The organism is Ruegeria sp. HKCCD7221, from assembly GCF_013031225.1.
Lineage (GTDB): Bacteria > Pseudomonadota > Alphaproteobacteria > Rhodobacterales > Rhodobacteraceae > Ruegeria.
Genome location: NZ_WPZE01000006.1, coordinates 123,070 through 141,130 on the forward strand (window position 1 = coordinate 123,070; position 18,061 = coordinate 141,130).

Sequence of the window (18,061 nt, forward strand, 5' to 3'; positions counted from 1 at the left end):
ATGCGAGCACCTGACTTCTGGAACACCACCCCTGACAGATTGAACTTGCAAGCGCGGGTTCTGTCACCGCTGGGGCGTATTTATGCAGCCGCCACCGCGCGCCGGGTAGCCTCGGGGCCGGGTCTGAACCCCGGTGTGCCCGTCATTTGCGTCGGTAACCTGAACGCGGGTGGAACGGGCAAAACCCCAACCGTGATCTGGATCATCGAACAGTTGCGCGACGCATGGCACACAACGCATGTGGTTACTCGTGGACATGGGGGCGCGCTGGAAGGCCCGGTTCGGGTTGATCCCGCCAAACATTCCGCCGCCGAAGTTGGTGACGAACCGCTGCTCCTTGCAGCATTTGCAGATGTTTGGGTCGCCAAGGACCGCGCGGCAGGTGCGCGCGCTGCCGCAGCCGAAGGCGCCACGGTCATCGTCCTTGATGACGGGTTTCAAAACCCGTCTGTTGCCAAAGATTTCTCGATCATCGTTGTGGACGCGGAGCGGGGTTTTGGAAACGGCCTGTGTCTTCCTGCTGGCCCCCTTCGGGAACCCGTCGACATTGGCCTGAAACGCGCCGATCTTGTGCTTTCGTTGGGACAGCAAAACGCGCAGAACCAGTTCGCGGATACTTGGGGAAACGCCCTGACCGTACCCCATGCGACCGGCGCGGTTGCCCCTTTGCAAACAGGAATGGACTGGGCCGATACGCCTGTGCTGGCCTTTGCTGGTATTGGCCATCCCGAGAAATTCTTTGCAACCCTTCGCCAGCAGGGTGCCACCCTTTTGCGTGCCGAAGCGTTGGATGATCACCAGCCCTTGACGCCAGCACTAATGACGCGGCTCGAGACTGAGGCGCGCGCGCTTGGAGCGCAGATGGTCACGACAGAGAAGGATGCCGTGCGCCTGCCAGTCGCGTTTCGCAGCAAAGTCATAACCCTGCCGGTGCGCCTGAACGTGAACGAGGGCGACAAAGTCAAGCAATTGCTTCTGCAAGCCGCCCCTTCACCTTGATCTGTGGCCGGTCCAAAGACCGGCCATCCCAAGACTTAGCTTCCCAGCTCGTCTTCGATCAGCTTTTTGAAGTCATCGTAAGACTGGTTGTCGACCTTATTGCCATTCACAAGGAACGACGGGGTTGCCTGGATGCCATCGCGTTCGGCATTTTCCTGATACCAGGCCACCAGCGTCTGCGCGCGTGTTCCGTCCTGAAGGCAGGCTTCCAACTGGTCATTGTCTATACCGGCCAGACGACCGATCTTGCGCAGCTCATCCACGATTTCAGCCGGGCCGCCAGCGCGGGTCCATTCGGGCTGGCCATCATAAATCAGATCGGAAATAGCAAAGAACTTCTCGGGCCCGCCGCAGCGCGCCACCATTGAAGCCCAAAGGCCGTAGCGGTCAAAATACACTTCGCGGTAGATGAACTTGACCTTACCGGTGTCGATAAAGTCTTTCTTCAGTTGCTTGTACGGCCCAGCATGAAAATTTGCACAATGCGGGCAGGTATAGGAAGCGTATTCTATGATCTCCACAGGTGCGTCCTCGGCGCCCAGTGTCATTTCCACGATGGTCGATGTGTCCAGATCAGCCTCTTGCGCTTCGGCGCTGCTGATCAGCGGATAGGCAGAGTTTGAATTGGACAGCGACAGCCAATAGCCGCCAGCGGCTATGGCGACAGCCGCGCAGATTCCGGTTGCAATACGGCTCATGTCATGGCCCTTTCTCAGCGTTTTTGTTTGGTTAATACGTTACGGCCCAGACGTTCAAGGGCTGCGCGCAGATCACCGTCGTTAACATCCCGCGCGGCGCGGTCCGCCTCGGCCGCAATCTCTGGTTCGATCTTGGGTTTTGGCGCTTTCGGCTTGTGGTCGAAACTAGCCTGCCCCTCGGCAAATCCGGTCGGAGCTGTCTGCGTGATACGTACCCGACTGATCGCGTTATAGCCGTAGACAGCGTTCACTTTACCGCGCAATTGTTCCTTTTGCATTTCCAGCATCGGAGCCTGCGGCCCGGTGGTCAGCACAGTCAGCGTGGCCCCCATCCCGCCTTTTCCATAGCCAACCTTCACAGGTCGCGCGATCGCGGCCATGTCCTGACCCACAATTTCGGCCCAATGAGTCAAAAGGCGTGTTACGGCGAACCCCCGGCTTTCACCGGCGTGCCTGATCTGGTCGTTCAGCAATGTCGCGGTGCGTTTGAACCCGCGGGTCGAAGAACGTCTGCGCTGCATCTGGTTTCCAACTCTTGCGCCGCTATTGTAAAGGGCAGGACACTGGGCGCCAGCGAAACCCGACACGGAGATACATAAAACTTGCGTGACTCTGCCGATTTGAACGTAAGCAAGGAATTGCTGGCCTGGTATGACCGCCATGCGCGGGAAATGCCGTGGCGGGTCGGGCCTGCGGACAGGGCTGCGGGGGTGCAGCCCGATCCCTATCGCGTCTGGCTGTCCGAAGTGATGTTGCAGCAAACCACGGTTGCTGCCGTGCGGGACTATTTCCTGCGCTTCACGACCCGCTGGCCATCCGTTCAGGCTCTGGCATCAGCGCCCGACGATCAAGTCATGGCAGAGTGGGCCGGGCTGGGCTATTACGCCCGCGCCCGCAATCTGTTGAAATGCGCGCGCGTGGTGACAGATGATTACGGTGGAACGTTCCCCGACACCTATGACGCCCTGCTGAAACTGCCCGGTATCGGCCCATATACGGCTGCCGCAATCTCGGCGATTGCGTTTGACCGGCCCGAAACTGTGCTCGACGGGAATGTCGAACGCGTCATGTCCCGCCTTTACGATATTCACGATCCCCTGCCGGGTTCAAAACCGGTATTGAAGGAACATGCCACCGTGTTGACGCCCGACAGCAGACCCGGCGACTATGCGCAGGCGGTGATGGATCTGGGGGCAACAATCTGCACGCCAAAGTCCCCGGCTTGCGGCATCTGTCCTTTGCGCGACCCCTGCCAGGCGCGCAGCGCCGGAACTCAGGCTGACCTGCCTCGGAAGATCCCCAAGAAACCGAAACCAACGCGATTCGGGCATATCTATATTGCTCAGGCCGAAAATGGCGACATGCTGATGGAACGGCGTCCGGACAAAGGCCTGTTAGGTGGCATGTTGGGCTGGCCGGGCTCGGACTGGTCCGACGCGCCCGAGAATTCCCCTCCGTTTCCAGCAGAATGGCAGCAGCTATCGGGTGAGGTGCGCCACACGTTCACCCATTTCCACCTGATCCTGCAAATTTGGACCACCCAGCTTCCCCGAGGTTTGCATCCCGAAGACCTGATTGTCGTGGAAAAACATAGGTTTCAACCCAGCGATCTGCCGACCGTCATGCGCAAAGCGCATGACCTTTGGCGCGCACGGTAACCCATTGTGCGGAATACCAGACTAGGACTAATCTTGGCGCAATCGTTCGGAGCCACTCGATGATCGCAGCAGAAACCCTCAGTCGCTGGCAATCTGCCCTCCCGTTCTGGGTATCTTTCCTGCTGATCCCGCTGATCTGGATCACCGCATTTGCGGGCGGATGGTGGGTCTTGCTGGTGCCGCTGTCGACTTGGTGGGCCTTTGCACTATTGGACCGGCTGACGGGGCTTGAGCTGGGGAACGCAGAACCCGACACCTCTGACGCAACCTTGCAATGGTATATCCTGTTGACCAAAGCGTGGGTTCCGGCGCAGTTTCTGACCCTCTATGGCCTGATCTGGTACGCATCGCATACGGATCACCTGTCATCACTGTCAAAAATCGGCCTGTTCTTTGGCATGGGTGTACTTTCAGGCACGATCGGCATCAACTACAGCCACGAACTGATGCACCAGAAGGGCCGAATGGAACGCTGGCTGGGCGACATCCTTTTGGCGATGGTCCTGTATTCTCATTTCCGGTCCGAACACCTGCTGGTCCATCACCGTTATGTCGGCACCCCGCGGGACCCCGTAACCGCGCGCTATAACGAGGGGTTTCACCGGTTCTACCCCCGCGTTTTGTGGCAATGCCTGATGTCGGCGTTTCGCGCCGAAAAGGACAAGCTGACGCGCAAGAGCCGCCCCTGGACCGACCTCGCCAACCCCTTCTGGCGGTATTGGGCATTACAAGGCGGGATGCTGTTGCTGGCATTTCTGATTGGTGGCTGGTCGGGCTTGGCCCTGTTCCTGCTTCAGGCAGGCGTCGCTATCTGGCAGCTTGAGCTGGTCAACTATGTCGAACACTATGGCCTGACGCGCAAACACCTGGGTGATGGAAAATACGAACACGTTCTGCCGCGCCATTCGTGGAACGCATCGCAAAAGGCGTCCAACTGGCTGCTGATCAACCTGCAAAGGCACTCGGATCACCATTACAAACCCAACCGCCGGTTTCCGCTGTTGCAACATCACTCGGAAGACACCGCGCCGCAACTTCCATTTGGCTATCCGGTGATGACGGTCGCCGCGATGGTCCCACCACTTTGGCGCCGGGTCATGAACCCGCGTGTTCGGGCCTGGCGACGGCAATATTATCCAGAAATCACCGATTGGGCGCCCTACAACGCGTCCCGAAATCCTTTGCCAAGGGCCTGACCGCAGCGCGCATCAGCGCGCTGCCGGGCCCAACGAATTTGTTTGCATCTTTGATGCACATGAAATCGGCGGGAGACCGCCCCTATAGCACCCAGACGTCCATCGGCTCCTCGACACCGCGTACTGTCTGGTTTTCGTACTTGGCAAAACCTTCCATCACTTCCGGTAGGTTTTGGCCTTCTTGTTGCAATTGCACGTTTATTGCATCACTCAGAACGGCACGCGCGCCGAACTCGCGGGTCAATGCCTCCAGCTTGGCGGCAACGTTGACCGCATCGCCAATGACGGCGAACTCCAGCCTGTTTGCCCCGATGTCACCCAGTACGACCGAACCATAGTGGACACCAATGCCCACTTGAATTTCGGGCTCACCCTGACGTTTTCGTTCGACGTTCCAACGGTCGACTACACGCACCATGTCGCGGGCGCAGGCCACAGCGTTCGTGGCATCCAGCGGGGTTGGGACCGGAGTTCCAAACGTGGCCATCAACCCGTCGCCCAGATACTTGTCCAATGTCCCATGATGCCGAAAGACCTCGGTCTCCATGCGGGCGTGAAAACCGCGTAGAACTTCGATCACCTCATAAGGGTCCCGCCCGGCGGCGTATTTGGTAAATCCGACAATATCAATGAACAGAACCGCAATGTTTTCCTTACGCACCTGTTTGAGGGGTTCGTCATTCTGGCTTAACTGATCGACGACATTTGGCGAGAAATACCGGGACAGGTTTGCACGCTCTCGCTCCAGACCGGCATTGGTCAACAGCAGTTGATTGAGACGCCGCATCGAGATGCCAAGCGTTACAGCAACCATCATAAACACGATCACCTGTTGAACCCGCTGCGACGGCATAAAGCTGTTGGGGTCAAGCAGTTCAGCCACATCCGGGTAACCTGACAAAGCCTGCGCGACACGTTCACTAATGCCCGGTATCGGGGTCGAGACCCACCACGCAATCACCCATCCCACCGTCCACATCAACGCAGTCCACGACCCGATTGCAACAACCGTGCGCCATGAATAGGCCAGCGTACCTGCGGCCAAAATAATGAAGAAATACTGAAAGTTGTCGAACCGGTACTGCATGGCCAATGGCCGCACGTCATCGCTGAACGGGTTGGGCACGATCATGCCCAAGGTCATGATCACAAGGTCCACGAAGATCAGCAGAAGTTCGGTGCGCGATTGCCCAACCTGACCAGCCCTGCGGATCAACCAGCCGTTTGCGCAAATCAATAGTAGAATGAAATGATACCACATCACTTCCCAATGCGGGTTCAGGAAGATCAGCAATATTCCCGTCAGACCCATGGCGATCCAACGCGCCCTGACCGCCAACTCCAGCCCTTCGCGCTTGTGCCGTTCTAACGCGGCTTCGGTATATTTGTTATCCAGATCGTACTGATCCGGGCGCGTCACAAAAAATCGACTGAACCGAGTTTCGTTTGCTGCGGTGTCCGACATGACTGAAGCTCCTTCGGTGCATTGCACATCCTAGAAGTCTCACATCGAAAGGGGAATGCGAAAAACAAAAGACCCCGCCGAGATCGGCGGGGCAAGGCTTAGTGCCTTGTGTCAGGCCACAGGCACCGGCGGTATTCGTGAAATCAGTTATGCATCTCTGATCGGATCTGCTGACGCAGCACGTCGATCGGTACGGTCTTTCCGTCGCGCTTGAAGCACCAATAGGTCCAGCCGTTGCAGGACGGCGCGTTTTCCAGATGCGCCCCGACCTGATGGATCGAGCCTTTGACGTTGTCGCCCACCAACGTGCCATCGGCGCGGACCTTGGCCTTGTGGCGCTGGTTCATAGAATACAATTCCTCACCCGGGCGTAGCATCCCGCGCTCGACCAACTGGCCGAACGGTACGCGCGGCTCGGCGCGTTTGCTGGTGCTGACCTCCAACGCCTCGCGGTCAAATTTACGGACCTTGGCGATGCGTTTCTCGGCCACCTTGCGATAGCTTTCCTCGCGTTCGATGCCGATAAACTCACGCCCCAACATCTTGGCCACGGCACCAGTCGTCCCCGTGCCGAAGAACGGATCCAGCACCACATCACCGGGATTGGTCGACCCGATCAGAACCCGGTGCAACAGCGATTCCGGCTTTTGCGTCGGATGTGCCTTGTCGCCGTTTTCATCTTTCAGACGTTCATGCCCAGTGCAGATCGGCAGCACCCAGTCGCTGCGCATCTGAACGCCTTCGTTCAGGGCCTTCAGCGCCTCATAATTGAACGTGTATTTCGCGCCCTCGCGCTTGGACGCCCAGATCATCGTCTCATGCGCGTTGGTGAACCGCTTGCCACGGAAATTTGGCATCGGGTTCGACTTGCGCCACACCACGTCGTTCAAAATCCAGTATCCCGCGTCCTGCAGGGCCGAGCCCACACGGAAGATGTTGTGATACGAGCCGATCACCCAGATCGCGCCGTTAGGCTTTAGCAGCCGATGCGCTGCCTTCAGCCAATCGCGTGTGAATTGGTCATAGACCGCAAAGCTGGAAAACTGATCCCAGTGGTCATCAACCGCATCCACCTGACTGTTATCAGGCCGATGTAACTGACCTTTCAACTGCAAATTATAGGGTGGGTCCGCAAAGATCAGGTCAACCGATGCCTCGGGCAGACTGTTCATCACGTCGATGCAGTCCCCGGATAGAATCGTGTTTAAAGGGAGCGCTTTCGCGCCCTTTTTGGTGGTTGTCGTCATTATACTGCCTCAAGTATCCACGGCGCTTTTGCGCTCATTTGGTTGATACAAGGATGAGTCAAAGACGATTCGCCGTCAATTTCTTTTTTGAATCAGCGACTTACGATTTACTCTTGATACAAGATATTGTGTACAGGTTTAAACGAACGTCTATGGTGTGGGGTCACACCAAGATTTTGCAGCGCTTCTCTGTGTTGTTTTGACGGATAACCGGCGTTTGTCTCCCAGCCATAGCCCGGATGCTGTTGCGCCAAATCCACCATCAGTTGATCGCGCCAGTTTTTGGCGATGATCGACGCCGCTGCTATCGACACCGAATGCGCATCGCCTTTGACCACAGCCTCGGCCGGAATCGTCAGACCGCGCGGGATCAAGTTTCCGTCGATCAACAGATAGTCCGGCGGCGGGTCCAACGACGCGACTGCGCGCTCCATCGCCAAGTGCGATGCACGCAAGATGTTGTGTTCGTCGATCTCACCAACACTTGCTTCGGCTATTGCGAACTCAGCCCGCGCGCGTATTTCGGCATCCAGACCGGCACGGCGCTTGGCAGTCAGCTTCTTTGAATCGTTCAGCCCCTCGGGGATGTCATCGGCGTTCAGGATCACCGCCGCAGCAACCACCGGGCCTGCCAACGGACCACGGCCAACCTCATCCACACCCGCGATCCGTTTATAGCCCTGCGCAATGGTGGCTTTTTCCAATTCGTAATCAGGTTTCGCCATGCCTTGGAAAGACCGTGTTTCAAGACCGATCGCAAGCAAAAAGGAGGGGGCAGACTGCGCTGCCCCCTTCCCCGCGGCGCTTCTGTGACGCCGCTCCTGCTCGAACGCGATTACTGGTAAACCACGCGGTATCCTTTTTGGCGTAGGCAGGTAGGCTCATAAGCGCGCTTGACTTTTTTGCCGTTCCAGAAACCGACCTTGCACTCTGGCGGCAGGCTTTTGACATGCTTGTAATGCTTCTTCAGACACCCAGGCCCCAGCAGCGGACGCTTTGCCGAATATCTATCGAATGTGCGCAGGCATTTTTGTGGCAAGTCGTATTTGGCAACACGGCCCGGTAGCGGACGCACAGGATAATAAGAGGGGTCGGGCTTGGCCTTGTAGACAGGTGCCCGGTTTCGGCTGGCGCGCTCTTTGTCTTTCTCTTTGTTGTAGTAGTGGACACCAGCGCCGATCAGCGCGATGGCGGCCAACCCTCCGAGTATATCCCTGGCATCTGCGGCCCGCGCCTGAGACACAGAAACGCCGGTGATGGCAATTGCCGTGGCCACGATCAGAGCAATGAATTTCCGGTGCATGGTATTTGTCCTTTTCCAAGTGCTAGGGCGATCCGGCGCGGTGGCCGTTTTCCTTACCTCAACACTGGTCGCAGCCCTGAAAGACACGCAATAACGGGCGGGTGTTATCAAATATCAGCGCCCCGAAACCCCTTGAGTTATTGAATATCGCGCCGAGCCATGCGCAGGATGCAGCCTATGAAACAGATCTTCTCTTCTCTGGCTGTCTGCGCCCTGATATCGGTCGGTACTGCCGCATCCGCGGCGGGATGCTATGCCGATTACAAGGCCAAACAGGACAATCCTTTGCGCCTGCACTACGGCGTCATGCAGGTATCCGCCTGCGACAAGGGCAAGGCAAAAAAAGAGATCTCGCAACGCCTGCGCGGCTCAGGATGGACCTTGCTGAACGTGATGTCGGTGTTTGGGCCGGATGGGTTGGACAAAAGGAAGGCCAATGCCGGAAAATTCTATCTCCGTTACTGAAGCGCGGCGATCCGGGACACGGCTGGTCGGCGTCGGCATTGCGGCGATCGTTCTGATTCTGATAACCGCCGCCATTTTTCTGTTCTGGACCTTGCCCGACGCCAACGCCTTTAACGCGCGCGTTGAGCGGCTGTTTGTCGAAAGCGACCTGACCTCGCCGGCCGAGATCCGCCTGCTGGAAATTCTCGCACAATCGGGAACAGCCTTTGCGGATACTCTGTCCAGCTACAGGATGGTTATTTTTGTTCTGTTGGTCTTCGCCAGCACCATGCTCGTCACGGCGCTGGTGTTTCTGGTGATGCTCGTGCTGCTGAACCGACGGATGGCGCAGATCGAAAGGACGGGCATTCAGGTGACCTCGTTGCTGATCAGCCGCGAAGAAAACACGGTTTATCTGAACAATATGGACTTCAAACTGACACCTGCCGCGATGGAAACGCTGGCGGTTCTGGCCGAGTCCAGACTGGACGACGAAATGCTGTCCGGCGCCCAGATTGAGGCCGTCATTTCCGGCAAAGACGCCTCGGATTGCGAAGAAGCCGCTGGTGCGACGCGGATCAAGCGGCTGCGTGATGCCTTAGGAAACCAGATGGTCAGTGAGTTGCTGGTCAAGAATATCGCTAAGAAAGGCTATATGTTGTCGATCGACAAAGATGTAATTCAGATGGTCTGACCAAACGGTTCCGCACACTGGTTATCCGGGAAACCGTCATCTCTGCCCCTTGGAAATTCGGGAAAAATGCCCATCATTAGGGAACATGCGCCTCGGAGGTTGATCATGAACGTCCACGCCACACCGCAATCCACAGGGTATCGAATTTCGGTCGAATCGTTGAACGGATCGGTCGCGATCTACCGCGGCGATGTACTTTTGGCCAAAAGCGATAATGCCAAGGTCATGTATGAAACCCGGCTGTCCCCAACAATCTATATCCCCCGCGAGGACGTATGTGTGGATCTTGGAGAAGAGACCGAGTTGCAGACCTTTTGCCCATTCAAAGGAACCGCGACCTATCACGACGTCGTATTGAATGGTCAACGCCTGCAAAACAGTGTCTGGGCCTACGAAGAAGCTTTGCCGGAAAGCAAAGCGATTCAGGGTCATATCGGTTTCCTGTCGTCAGCCTATGACCGGATCGACCTGGGCGAAAATCGACTTCGGGAACCCGATGATGGCAGTATCAGCGGCCCTTTGATTGACTGGCTGATGCGCGGCGCGTCCGAGCTTACGACCTCTGAAGACTTCACCAAGGCGCTGGCCGAGAAGATGCTGGAACACGGGATAGCGATTCAGCGCCTCAGCATTCTGGTCTGGTCGCTACACCCCCTGATCGCAGGTAAACACTATATCTGGGAAAAGGGTGAAGCCGAAATCTCAACCAACGTGCCCACATACGAAATTCACGATCACCCGGCCTATATCAACAGCCCGCTTCGGCATGTTTCGAACGGGCAGGGTGGTGTGCGCCAAAGGCTGAATGACGACAACCCTCACAACAGCTTTCCAATTATGGAGGATTTGCGCGCCAAGGGGGCAACCGACTATGTCGCAATGCCCCTTCCCTTTTCGGACGGCCGCACCAATGTTCTGACGTTGACCTGCGATCATCCCGATGGCTTCACCACTGAAAATCTGGGTTTGGTGTTTGAATGCTCATCGGTCATTGCACGGTTCTACGAAGTCTTCATGCAGCGTGAAAACGCACAGGTTCTGCTAGAGACCTATGTTGGCAAGCGATCGGGCGCACGCGTTCTGGGGGGCGAAATCCGGCGTGGCGATGGTGACGAAATCGACGCGGCCATCATGTTTTGTGATCTTCGCAACTCGACCATCCTGGAAGAGCAGCTTGGGCGAACGGACTATATTGTCCTGCTGAATGATTTTTTCGACACCGTGTCGGACATTGTGCACGATAATGGCGGCGAGGTTCTGAAATTCATCGGCGACGCGGTTCTGGCCGTTTTTCCGGAAGGTGACGATGCGATGACCGCCCGCAGCAACGCGCAGCGTACGGCCGTTGAAATCGTCGAGAAGCTGGGCGATCTGCGTCAGGCGGGCTCTGACCTGCATTGTGACTGTTCTATTGGCGTTGCTTACGGACGTGTGACATACGGCAATGTCGGCTCACGCGAACGGCTGGACTTTACCGTTATTGGGCAGGCCGCAAACATCGCGGCGCGGTTAGGTGAATACGGCAAGACGGTGGATCACCGGATCGTCGTGTCGGCTGACATAGCACCCGCCTGCGCCGACGCCGTGCCATTGGGGGACGTTAAGCTTCACAATGTTTCACGGCCTGTGTCGTCCTTCGCGCTCAGAACTTCGGCGGATGCTGTGCTGAATTCCTGAGCCAGTCGCAGTCCTGCAGCATGGTGGTGTCTGGCCAAAGCGGAAACAACTGAACGGCCCGGCCCTTAAGACGAGCGCGTTGATGAATTCAGCCCCCAAGAAGAATTAACGCAGTTTGTGCGGGTGATATCGTGCTTTGGAGCTGTGCGACCTGGCTTCGCGCCAGAAATTGGTCCGTCAGCCGATTGATCGCCGCCTTATCCGAAAACTGCGCCAGATCATCTGAACCAGTGAGACCTTTTAACCTGTCCTTGAACTCAACAAGCTGTTTGTCGATATCCAACTGAGCAAAGCTTGAAGGAAGGCCAAGCGCTGTTTCCATCATGTTGCGCAATGGCGGCAGGCCCATCAAGTCGAACCATTTGGTGTCAGCCCCACTTTCCTGAACTGCCAATTCCGCCAGAGCATGTTGCGCATACAGTGATATGCGCATTGTCTCATCACGCTCACCCACGGCGACCTCAAACCGTGAGACCAAGTTGTCCTGCGCGATATCTTCCATAAAACTCTGAAGACCGGTTCGGCGAATTTCACCCGGACCCAGACCGAAAGCCTCGGAAAATTCGCGATATCGTTTGTCCGACAACCGATTGGACAGCGCGTCCTCGGCGGATGTGCCGTCAGACAGCACTTTTTGAATGAAAAAACGGTTATTCAGATCACCTTCCAAACCGAAAGCGCCCAGCGCCACCTGCAGCAACCGGCGATCCGAGACCAGATCTTCGGCTGTCAGAACCTTCCCGATGTTTTCCAGAAAGTACCGGGTTTCTCGTTCGTTAACCGCCGACGAAGAAAAGCTTTCTAGCTGAGTGTCGTAGCTAAGTTGAAGAAAGCGTCACCCCACGATGCCCCCGACCGGTACAACAGGTTGAAACGTCATTGCCGGTAAGCCATCAACCGCTCTTCCCTCGGCAGCAGCACGCGAAGAGACTTAAGACACTTGTAATACTGCTCTGCCAGCAGCGTGTCAGTGGCTTCCGAAAGGACCTTGCGGCTGTCTGCATCCGTGAACACCTGGCTCAACTCTTCAACGCGGCGCAATAATTGCTGTCTTGCGTCCTCAGGCTCCATGTCTCCTGACAAGACTAGCTGCGCGGCATAGCATACGCGGCGCACAGGTGTATTGACCTCGTCAGGGTGAATAGCATCGCGCAGGCGCAAGACATTCGCTTGCGGCGTCATAATTGAAAACCGACTGCGCCGATCCCCGTTTTCCAAGACGACTCCGTTGATCAACACCCGCTCTTTTGGGGCGAGTTTCAAAACCAGCCCGCCCATTAAGTTGCCCTCATCTGTCGCAAACCGCGCAGGACGGCCATGTTGATTTCAAGCAACGGATCGACACTTGCCTTCTTTCCCAACACCTGACTGCTGTGCTGCTCTGTGAACTCGGCCAGATAGAAAATCCGCGCGCGCAGTTCGTTCGGAAGAGCATTTTCTGAATCCGCAACGCCGCTAGCCAGAACTGACCACAAACGACGATTTTCATGCAATGCCTGAACAAATCCGCCAAAGTCGGATTTCTGTCGGGCGGCAGCGGCTTTGAGGCGATGTGTGATTTTCGAAATGGCCTCGTATTCGGTATCCCGTGGCGTACGTGTCGGAGCCGCGGTTTGGGCATAGGCGCGGTGTGCCATGGTTTGCGGTGTCACTTGAAATCCTTCCAATAGTCCGTCTTTTGGCAATCAGAGTCGGGGCGCCTTTCTAACGCCCCGACCAGGGTTTTAAGATTAACGGAACAACGACAGGACCGACTGCGGAGCCTGGTTCGCGATCGACAGAGACTGCGTGGCCAACTGCTGTTGAACCTGCAAGGCCTGTAGACGGGCCGAGGTCTCTTCCATGTCGGCGTCCACCAGCGAGCCGATACCGGACTTAAATGAATCTGCCAGATTCGAGATGAACTCTTTCTGGGTTTCAATCCGGCCCTGCGACGAGCCAAAGGCCGCCGAGGCGTCAATAGCGGTGTCGATCAGACCTTCGATGGTGCCCAGAGCAGCGGTTGCGCCCGCTGCGGTGGATACATCGATGCCAGCCAGCGCACCCAGACCGCCGGAACCGGCATTGGCAAACTGGCCACTGACAGTCAGGTCATTGCCACCAGCGTTAGTGAAATCAAGGCTGCCCGGCGTGCCGCTGTCATAGTCCACGGTCAAACCGGTGATGCCCAGATCATCAATCTTGCCTTTCAGGGCAACGGCAACGATATCAGCCGTGGTTGTTGCCGCCGCATCGTCTGCAGTCACGGTGTAAGACACAGTCTGATCGCCGACGGTCAGGCTGACACTGTCCCCGGCAGCAAAGGCCGTGGCGTTTTCTGCAATTTCAATCTGCTCGTTGCCGCCACCATTATCCAGCGCGATAGCTACGGTATCACCGTTTGCAGACGCCCCCGCCGAACTGCCCGAGAAGATGTCATTGGCTGTGTAACCACCAACCGACAGATCCTGTCCAGCTACGGTGATCGACGAGGCGGTCACGGCACCAGTCGAATCGCGGTCCAGCGAGGACAAGATCGAGGCCGAGGCCGCCGATCCGTTGACAAGGTTGAGCCCGTTGAACTGGGCTGCCCCAACAACGGCAGTGATCTGATCGCGCAGGGCGGTCACGTCCGCATTGATTTTGCCGCGATCCACGTTGTCTTCCTGCGCCGCGACTATCTTGCCCTTCATCTGGTTCAGAAGGTCGGTCACAGTTTCCGAGGCATTCCGCGCCACCGCAACGGTCGATTCACCCAGCGCCAGACTGTCCTTGATCGCGTTAAAACCCTTCACATCGGATTCCATGACTTTCGAGATGGCCCAGACTGCCGAATTGTCCTTGGCCGTCGCCACATCTTTACCGGTCGAGATCGCGTTCTGGGTCGTGGCCAGGTTCTTGTTGACCGATTTCAGGGTTTGCAGCGCAACCATAGCGCCGTTGTTGGTCAGAATGGACATAACGTCTTCCTTTTTTCGTATGGGCCCTTTGTGCCCGTGCCAACCCCGCACCACCTGCGGGCTTTAACGTCTTTCTGATCACTGCGATCGGCCGTCCGGCTGTTCGCGCCACCTGCCGTTTCAGGTGCGTCGCCACCATTGCCGCCGATCCCCTAACGGAGTGCTAAGACCCGCAATCCGGAAAATTCGGATTTGAATCAAACCCGACGCTAGGCGCGTTTCTCCGACGTGGCGTTGCTGCGAACCGCAAAACCCTTGCGTTGCCCGTCGGCGCTGTAGGTGCTGAGCTCGTTTCGAATGCGGCGAAGTTCGGCCATACGATCGGCAACGGCCCGAATCCCATCGGCCGCACTGTTAAGAAGCGCCTGATTCCTTTCGACCTTCCTCTGAAGCCGAACAAGTTCATCGCTTTCCCGAACCGGAAACTGGTTGAGCGCGCCAATCAACTTTTCCTTTTCGGGCATCATTTGACTCAACCGATCCAGATCGCCCTGCACAAGCGCGTTCCGCTCAAGATCCAGAACCTCTTCAAGTGAGGTGATCACGTCAGACTCGGATTTACTCGGCATGGGCCTTCTCCATCAGGGACTAGAACAGAACGTCTTGCAGGCCGACCCCACCGGCCTTGGCCAACTGATGCGCCTGCTGCTGAACCAATAAAGTCGAAAACTGGTCCTCACCGGCCCCACCGCCAAAAGACTGGCGACCCTCGCCCAGCCCTGCGGATTTCAGCATCTCGGTCAGAAAAGTTGCCTCAAGCTCAACCGCTGCGGTTTTTAGTCTTTCGACCGAGGACGGGGGCATTGGTTGAGAAACGGGGACAGATACTTTCATCACTTTCTCCGAAATTTGCATCGAACTTTGTCGAACAAAGATGAAAGCGGTTAAAATAAACGTAACTTCCTGCGGTCAGAATTCGGTTCACACAACCGGAGTCGGAGCAAAATGCCCAACCCTCTTTTGACAGCGATCGCCCCGTCCAACGCCAATGCCAAATCCGGCGGATCGTCCACTGATATGCCTGAGCAAAAGGCGGAAAGATCGTTTGAAGCCGTTTTGGAAGAACAGATCATACAACAGGCTGAAGACGCCCATCCTGCTGAAGATCCTGTTCCGGAAACCGGGGAGGACCCGTCGGAAACGGTCGAAGACGACGAGCCGATGGACGCAACACCTAACATCGTGGCCATTCCAGACGTCGCGTCGCGACAGGTTTCATTGCCCGAACCAAAGGGCGAGGTTCAGGGCAAAAGCCTTGCCGTTTGGGCAGCCGACGACCATTCAAACGATTCTGTTTCGGACCAGAAAAACGGGGTGGAAATTCCGTCAGGTGGCCTTTCCAAAGACAGCCCTAAAGTTTCTGCAGATGATCCTGTGACAGAGGTTCAGCCTGTCCGAACGGAAAGCCTAGCGCGTAACGCTCCAGCGTCTGCTGAGGGTAGACTCTTGCACAGCGCAAGGTTTGGTATGCAGCCCACCCCGGACCAAGCCAGGCCCGCACCCGCTGAGTTGCCGAAAACGGATGCTGTTCCCAGCCCTGAGACAGCGGACGGCACACCGCAGGTAAAGGCCCCTTCCGCGCCGGACAAGGCGCAGCAATTGGTCCAAATGCAATTGATGGCAAGGCAGGACACCCAAGCTGAGGCTGAGGTTCCGGACATGGAGGCACCTCAACAGCTAAGGGACAATTCCCCTTTGCAGACTACTCGGGAATCCACCTCAGCCGTGCATGCGCTTGGGGCAAACGTTCGCGCTGAAGTGGCGCGCGCCATTGCCGGGCAGATGGCCGCCGTCATACATACGCGACCTCAGGCCGGGGCGATAGAAATAGCATTGAACCCCGAAGAGCTGGGGCGCGTTTCTATCGTACTGAATGGCCGCGACGATGGCGTCCACCTGACAATCGCGGCCGAGCGCCCGGAAACGCTGGACATCATGCGCCGCCATATTTCCGTTCTTGAGGGAGAGTTCAGGGCCCTTGGTTTCGGCGATCTGTCTTTCGACTTGGGATATTCATCTGATGCCCAACAGAATGGTCAGGACGACATGGCCCAATCGCCATTTGAACCAGAGCGGGAGGCCCCCTCCCCTTCAAATACACAGGTCCCATCGCGCGTTGGTGCGTCTGGGCGCATCGACATAAGGCTTTGACATGATCAAATCGACCACCTCCACCATACAAACCGGCGCTCAGACACCGGCCTCTCAGCCTCAGACAACGGGGTTAGAATCAGATTTTGAGACATTCCTTTTGATGCTGACCACTCAGGCGAAAAACCAGGACCCACTGGAGCCTTTGGATTCATCGGAATACGCGTCGCAACTGGCACAATTTTCAATGGTCGAGCAGCAGGCACAAACCAACGCGTTGCTGTCCGGCCTGTCCGTGTCGATGGGCAATGTCGGGTTGGAACAACTTGCGGGCTGGGTTGGAATGGATGTGCGATCGGCCTCGGCCTTTCAATTTGACGGTGCGCCGGTCAAACTGTTCGCGCAACCCGACGTCGCCGCAAGCTCAGCATCTATCGTGGTTCGGGACGCCAATGGAACGGTCGTCGACCGCGTCCCGGCATCCCCCAGCAATTCCGAGTTCGTGTGGACCGGGACAGACAGCGCTGACAATTCAGTTCCTGCAGGGACCTATTCCGCCACGTTGGAAAGCTATGATGGAGAGGATCTGCTGTCCGAGCAGACAGCATCAGCGTATAACCGCGTCGTCGAAGCACAGGCCGTGGATGACACGCTGTTGCTAACGCTGGAAAGCGGGCAAGTTTTACCCGTCAGCATGGTAAGTGCCGTACGATCTGGAACTTGATCTGACGGCCAAGGCAGGCCAAAGCTTTGCCAGATTCGACTCGCTTACAGAACTGGTGAACCTTCTGCCCGACCAAACCGCCCCACCACGTGATCTTGTTGACCACCTCCGCAGCACGGGCATTGTCTACGCCAGTGCCCGGTTTCAGACATTGTATGGGGGCCGCACCAATCAGGTCTGGAAGGTTCTGGGCGGTGACGGAGACAAAGTGCTGAAACTCTATCGGTCCAAGCTGCGCAACCCGCTGTTTTGCAACGACGCCGAACTGGAAGCCCGATGCCTGAATGCGCTGGAACCGATGGGCTTTGCGCCACGCCTGCGGGCAACGGGCAAACACGACAACGGCCTTTGGGTGTTTTATGATCACGCGCCCGGGTCACCATGGCAGTCAGAAACAACCTGCGTTGCCGCTTTGCTGCGCAAACTGCACATGCTGAACATCTCGATAGACGTGCCCTCAGGGCGCAACGGCAGCGCCGATCTTGCGCATCAGACGCAACAAATTCTGGACATGTGCCGTTCGGATCAAAAGGCACAACTTGCGCGATTGCGCCCTGTCAGCCCGGTGCCTGCAACAAACCACACCTGTTTGGTTCACGGTGACCCGGTTGCCGGAAACATACTGGTGGATGCAACGGGGCTGACGCTCATTGATTGGCAGTGTCCGGCCCGTGGCGATCCCTGCGAGGATATCGCACTGTTCCTGTCGCCCGGGATGCAACAGCTTTATCGCGGTGCCCCGTTGCGCGCAGCCGAAGAGGCGCAGTTCCTGTCTGCCTATGACCAACCTGAGATAACGCACAGATACCGCGAACTACAAAAGTGGTTTGCGTGGCGGATGGCGGCATATTGTCTGTGGCGCGTAGAAAATGGTGCGACCGATTACTCAGCCGCATTGGATTTGGAAATCGCAGCCCTTGGGTAAT

The 18,061-nt window shown here is 56.9% G+C and carries 21 protein-coding genes; 9 read left to right on the forward strand and 12 right to left on the reverse strand.

Annotation, left to right across the window (positions count from 1 at the left end; all coding sequences use genetic code 11):
* The gene (gene lpxK / locus GOX73_RS15175) at positions 1–999 is read left to right on the forward strand and encodes a tetraacyldisaccharide 4'-kinase (protein WP_171126372.1); all 999 of its coding nucleotides are present in this window, start codon (positions 1–3) and stop codon (positions 997–999) included.
* Between the two features lie 35 nt (positions 1,000–1,034).
* On the opposite strand, the gene GOX73_RS15180 is transcribed toward lpxK, so the two are convergent.
* Together GOX73_RS15180 and GOX73_RS15185 are read right to left on the reverse strand one after the other, a co-directional pair.
* Positions 1,035–1,697, reverse strand: a complete 663-nt coding sequence (locus GOX73_RS15180) for a DsbA family protein (protein ID WP_171126373.1) — start codon at positions 1,695–1,697, stop codon at positions 1,035–1,037.
* 14 nt (positions 1,698–1,711) lie between these two features.
* Positions 1,712–2,218, reverse strand: a complete 507-nt coding sequence (locus GOX73_RS15185; RefSeq protein ID WP_171126374.1) for a DUF721 domain-containing protein — start codon at positions 2,216–2,218, stop codon at positions 1,712–1,714.
* Between the two features lie 81 nt (positions 2,219–2,299).
* On the opposite strand from GOX73_RS15185, the gene mutY reads away from it, so the two are divergent.
* Positions 2,300–3,355 carry an A/G-specific adenine glycosylase gene (mutY, locus tag GOX73_RS15190; RefSeq protein ID WP_171126375.1) on the forward strand — a complete coding sequence of 352 codons (1,056 nt, stop codon included), beginning with the start codon at positions 2,300–2,302 and terminating at the stop codon, positions 3,353–3,355.
* A gap of 59 nt (positions 3,356–3,414) precedes the next feature.
* On the forward strand, positions 3,415–4,551 hold the full coding sequence (locus GOX73_RS15195; protein WP_171126376.1) for an alkane 1-monooxygenase: 1,137 nt from the start codon (positions 3,415–3,417) through the stop codon (positions 4,549–4,551).
* 82 nt (positions 4,552–4,633) lie between these two features.
* On the opposite strand, the gene GOX73_RS15200 is transcribed toward GOX73_RS15195, so the two are convergent.
* The 4 genes from GOX73_RS15200 to GOX73_RS15215 form a co-directional block, all read right to left on the reverse strand.
* A complete protein-coding gene (locus GOX73_RS15200) occupies positions 4,634–6,016 on the reverse strand; it encodes an adenylate/guanylate cyclase domain-containing protein (RefSeq protein WP_171126377.1) in 1,383 nt (460 codons plus the stop codon).
* Positions 6,017–6,159: 143 nt separating this feature from the next.
* The gene (locus GOX73_RS15205; RefSeq protein ID WP_171124496.1) at positions 6,160–7,263 is read right to left on the reverse strand and encodes a site-specific DNA-methyltransferase; all 1,104 of its coding nucleotides are present in this window, start codon (positions 7,261–7,263) and stop codon (positions 6,160–6,162) included.
* A 107-nt stretch (positions 7,264–7,370) separates the two neighbouring features.
* Positions 7,371–7,988, reverse strand: coding sequence for a ribonuclease HII (locus GOX73_RS15210; protein WP_171126378.1), 618 nt, complete (start codon positions 7,986–7,988; stop codon positions 7,371–7,373).
* Positions 7,989–8,098: 110 nt separating this feature from the next.
* Positions 8,099–8,566: a hypothetical protein gene (locus GOX73_RS15215; RefSeq protein ID WP_171126379.1), complete on the reverse strand. Its 468-nt coding sequence runs from the start codon at positions 8,564–8,566 to the stop codon at positions 8,099–8,101.
* 177 nt (positions 8,567–8,743) lie between these two features.
* On the opposite strand from GOX73_RS15215, the gene GOX73_RS15220 reads away from it, so the two are divergent.
* The 3 genes from GOX73_RS15220 to GOX73_RS15230 all read left to right on the forward strand — a co-directional run bounded on the left by GOX73_RS15220 (position 8,744) and on the right by GOX73_RS15230 (position 11,381).
* Positions 8,744–9,031, forward strand: coding sequence for a hypothetical protein (locus tag GOX73_RS15220; RefSeq protein WP_171126380.1), 288 nt, complete (start codon positions 8,744–8,746; stop codon positions 9,029–9,031).
* The gene (locus tag GOX73_RS15225; protein ID WP_171126381.1) at positions 9,003–9,704 is read left to right on the forward strand and encodes a helix-turn-helix domain-containing protein; all 702 of its coding nucleotides are present in this window, start codon (positions 9,003–9,005) and stop codon (positions 9,702–9,704) included. The genes GOX73_RS15220 and GOX73_RS15225 overlap by 29 nt, the downstream gene beginning before the upstream one ends.
* Before the next feature lie 105 nt (positions 9,705–9,809).
* Positions 9,810–11,381, forward strand: coding sequence for a DUF427 domain-containing protein (locus GOX73_RS15230; RefSeq protein ID WP_171126382.1), 1,572 nt, complete (start codon positions 9,810–9,812; stop codon positions 11,379–11,381).
* An 88-nt stretch (positions 11,382–11,469) separates the two neighbouring features.
* Here the strand turns inward: GOX73_RS15230 and GOX73_RS15235 are convergent, their stop codons facing one another.
* The 6 genes from GOX73_RS15235 to GOX73_RS15260 all read right to left on the reverse strand — a co-directional run bounded on the left by GOX73_RS15235 (position 11,470) and on the right by GOX73_RS15260 (position 15,154).
* Positions 11,470–12,072 carry a DUF1217 domain-containing protein gene (locus GOX73_RS15235; RefSeq protein ID WP_371808653.1) on the reverse strand — a complete coding sequence of 201 codons (603 nt, stop codon included), beginning with the start codon at positions 12,070–12,072 and terminating at the stop codon, positions 11,470–11,472.
* Positions 12,073–12,257: 185 nt separating this feature from the next.
* The gene (gene flbT / locus GOX73_RS15240) at positions 12,258–12,659 is read right to left on the reverse strand and encodes a flagellar biosynthesis repressor FlbT (RefSeq protein WP_171126383.1); all 402 of its coding nucleotides are present in this window, start codon (positions 12,657–12,659) and stop codon (positions 12,258–12,260) included.
* Entirely contained in the window at positions 12,659–13,033 is a 375-nt protein-coding gene (flaF, locus tag GOX73_RS15245) for a flagellar biosynthesis regulator FlaF (RefSeq protein ID WP_171124508.1), read from the reverse strand. Before flaF ends, flbT begins: the two co-directional genes overlap by 1 nt.
* A 78-nt stretch (positions 13,034–13,111) precedes the next feature.
* The gene (locus tag GOX73_RS15250; protein WP_171126384.1) at positions 13,112–14,320 is read right to left on the reverse strand and encodes a flagellin; all 1,209 of its coding nucleotides are present in this window, start codon (positions 14,318–14,320) and stop codon (positions 13,112–13,114) included.
* A gap of 209 nt (positions 14,321–14,529) precedes the next feature.
* Positions 14,530–14,889 (reverse strand): flagellar export chaperone FlgN, encoded by a 360-nt coding sequence (locus GOX73_RS15255; RefSeq protein ID WP_171126385.1) that lies wholly within the window; start codon positions 14,887–14,889, stop codon positions 14,530–14,532.
* A 19-nt stretch (positions 14,890–14,908) separates the two neighbouring features.
* Positions 14,909–15,154: a rod-binding protein gene (locus GOX73_RS15260; protein WP_171126386.1), complete on the reverse strand. Its 246-nt coding sequence runs from the start codon at positions 15,152–15,154 to the stop codon at positions 14,909–14,911.
* 111 nt (positions 15,155–15,265) lie between these two features.
* Between GOX73_RS15260 and GOX73_RS15265 the strand changes: the two genes are divergently transcribed.
* From GOX73_RS15265 to GOX73_RS15275, 3 genes are read left to right on the forward strand one after another with little or no spacing between them, the layout of a single operon-like run.
* Positions 15,266–16,471, forward strand: coding sequence for a flagellar hook-length control protein FliK (locus GOX73_RS15265; RefSeq protein ID WP_171126387.1), 1,206 nt, complete (start codon positions 15,266–15,268; stop codon positions 16,469–16,471).
* 1 nt (position 16,472) lies between these two features.
* Positions 16,473–17,135 carry a flagellar hook capping FlgD N-terminal domain-containing protein gene (locus GOX73_RS15270; RefSeq protein ID WP_171126388.1) on the forward strand — a complete coding sequence of 221 codons (663 nt, stop codon included), beginning with the start codon at positions 16,473–16,475 and terminating at the stop codon, positions 17,133–17,135.
* On the forward strand, positions 17,113–18,060 hold the full coding sequence (locus GOX73_RS15275; protein WP_371808652.1) for a phosphotransferase family protein: 948 nt from the start codon (positions 17,113–17,115) through the stop codon (positions 18,058–18,060). The genes GOX73_RS15270 and GOX73_RS15275 overlap by 23 nt, the downstream gene beginning before the upstream one ends.
* The last annotated feature ends 1 nt before the right edge of the window (position 18,061 follow it).

What these genes read in the sequence shown, in the direction of transcription:
- lpxK (WP_171126372.1), top strand. Translation starts at nt 1, where the DNA reads ATGCGAGCACCTGACTTCTGGAACACCACCCCTGACAGATTGAACTTG.
- GOX73_RS15180 (WP_171126373.1), bottom strand. Translation starts at nt 1,697, where the DNA reads ATGAGCCGTATTGCAACCGGAATCTGCGCGGCTGTCGCCATAGCCGCT.
- GOX73_RS15185 (WP_171126374.1), bottom strand. Translation starts at nt 2,218, where the DNA reads ATGCAGCGCAGACGTTCTTCGACCCGCGGGTTCAAACGCACCGCGACA.
- GOX73_RS15195 (WP_171126376.1), top strand. Translation starts at nt 3,415, where the DNA reads ATGATCGCAGCAGAAACCCTCAGTCGCTGGCAATCTGCCCTCCCGTTC.
- GOX73_RS15200 (WP_171126377.1), bottom strand. Translation starts at nt 6,016, where the DNA reads ATGTCGGACACCGCAGCAAACGAAACTCGGTTCAGTCGATTTTTTGTG.
- GOX73_RS15205 (WP_171124496.1), bottom strand. Translation starts at nt 7,263, where the DNA reads ATGACGACAACCACCAAAAAGGGCGCGAAAGCGCTCCCTTTAAACACG.
- GOX73_RS15210 (WP_171126378.1), bottom strand. Translation starts at nt 7,988, where the DNA reads ATGGCGAAACCTGATTACGAATTGGAAAAAGCCACCATTGCGCAGGGC.
- GOX73_RS15215 (WP_171126379.1), bottom strand. Translation starts at nt 8,566, where the DNA reads ATGCACCGGAAATTCATTGCTCTGATCGTGGCCACGGCAATTGCCATC.
- GOX73_RS15220 (WP_171126380.1), top strand. Translation starts at nt 8,744, where the DNA reads ATGAAACAGATCTTCTCTTCTCTGGCTGTCTGCGCCCTGATATCGGTC.
- GOX73_RS15225 (WP_171126381.1), top strand. Translation starts at nt 9,003, where the DNA reads ATGCCGGAAAATTCTATCTCCGTTACTGAAGCGCGGCGATCCGGGACA.
- GOX73_RS15230 (WP_171126382.1), top strand. Translation starts at nt 9,810, where the DNA reads ATGAACGTCCACGCCACACCGCAATCCACAGGGTATCGAATTTCGGTC.
- flbT (WP_171126383.1), bottom strand. Translation starts at nt 12,659, where the DNA reads ATGGGCGGGCTGGTTTTGAAACTCGCCCCAAAAGAGCGGGTGTTGATC.
- GOX73_RS15250 (WP_171126384.1), bottom strand. Translation starts at nt 14,320, where the DNA reads ATGTCCATTCTGACCAACAACGGCGCTATGGTTGCGCTGCAAACCCTG.
- GOX73_RS15255 (WP_171126385.1), bottom strand. Translation starts at nt 14,889, where the DNA reads ATGCCGAGTAAATCCGAGTCTGACGTGATCACCTCACTTGAAGAGGTT.
- GOX73_RS15260 (WP_171126386.1), bottom strand. Translation starts at nt 15,154, where the DNA reads ATGAAAGTATCTGTCCCCGTTTCTCAACCAATGCCCCCGTCCTCGGTC.
- GOX73_RS15265 (WP_171126387.1), top strand. Translation starts at nt 15,266, where the DNA reads ATGCCCAACCCTCTTTTGACAGCGATCGCCCCGTCCAACGCCAATGCC.
- GOX73_RS15270 (WP_171126388.1), top strand. Translation starts at nt 16,473, where the DNA reads ATGATCAAATCGACCACCTCCACCATACAAACCGGCGCTCAGACACCG.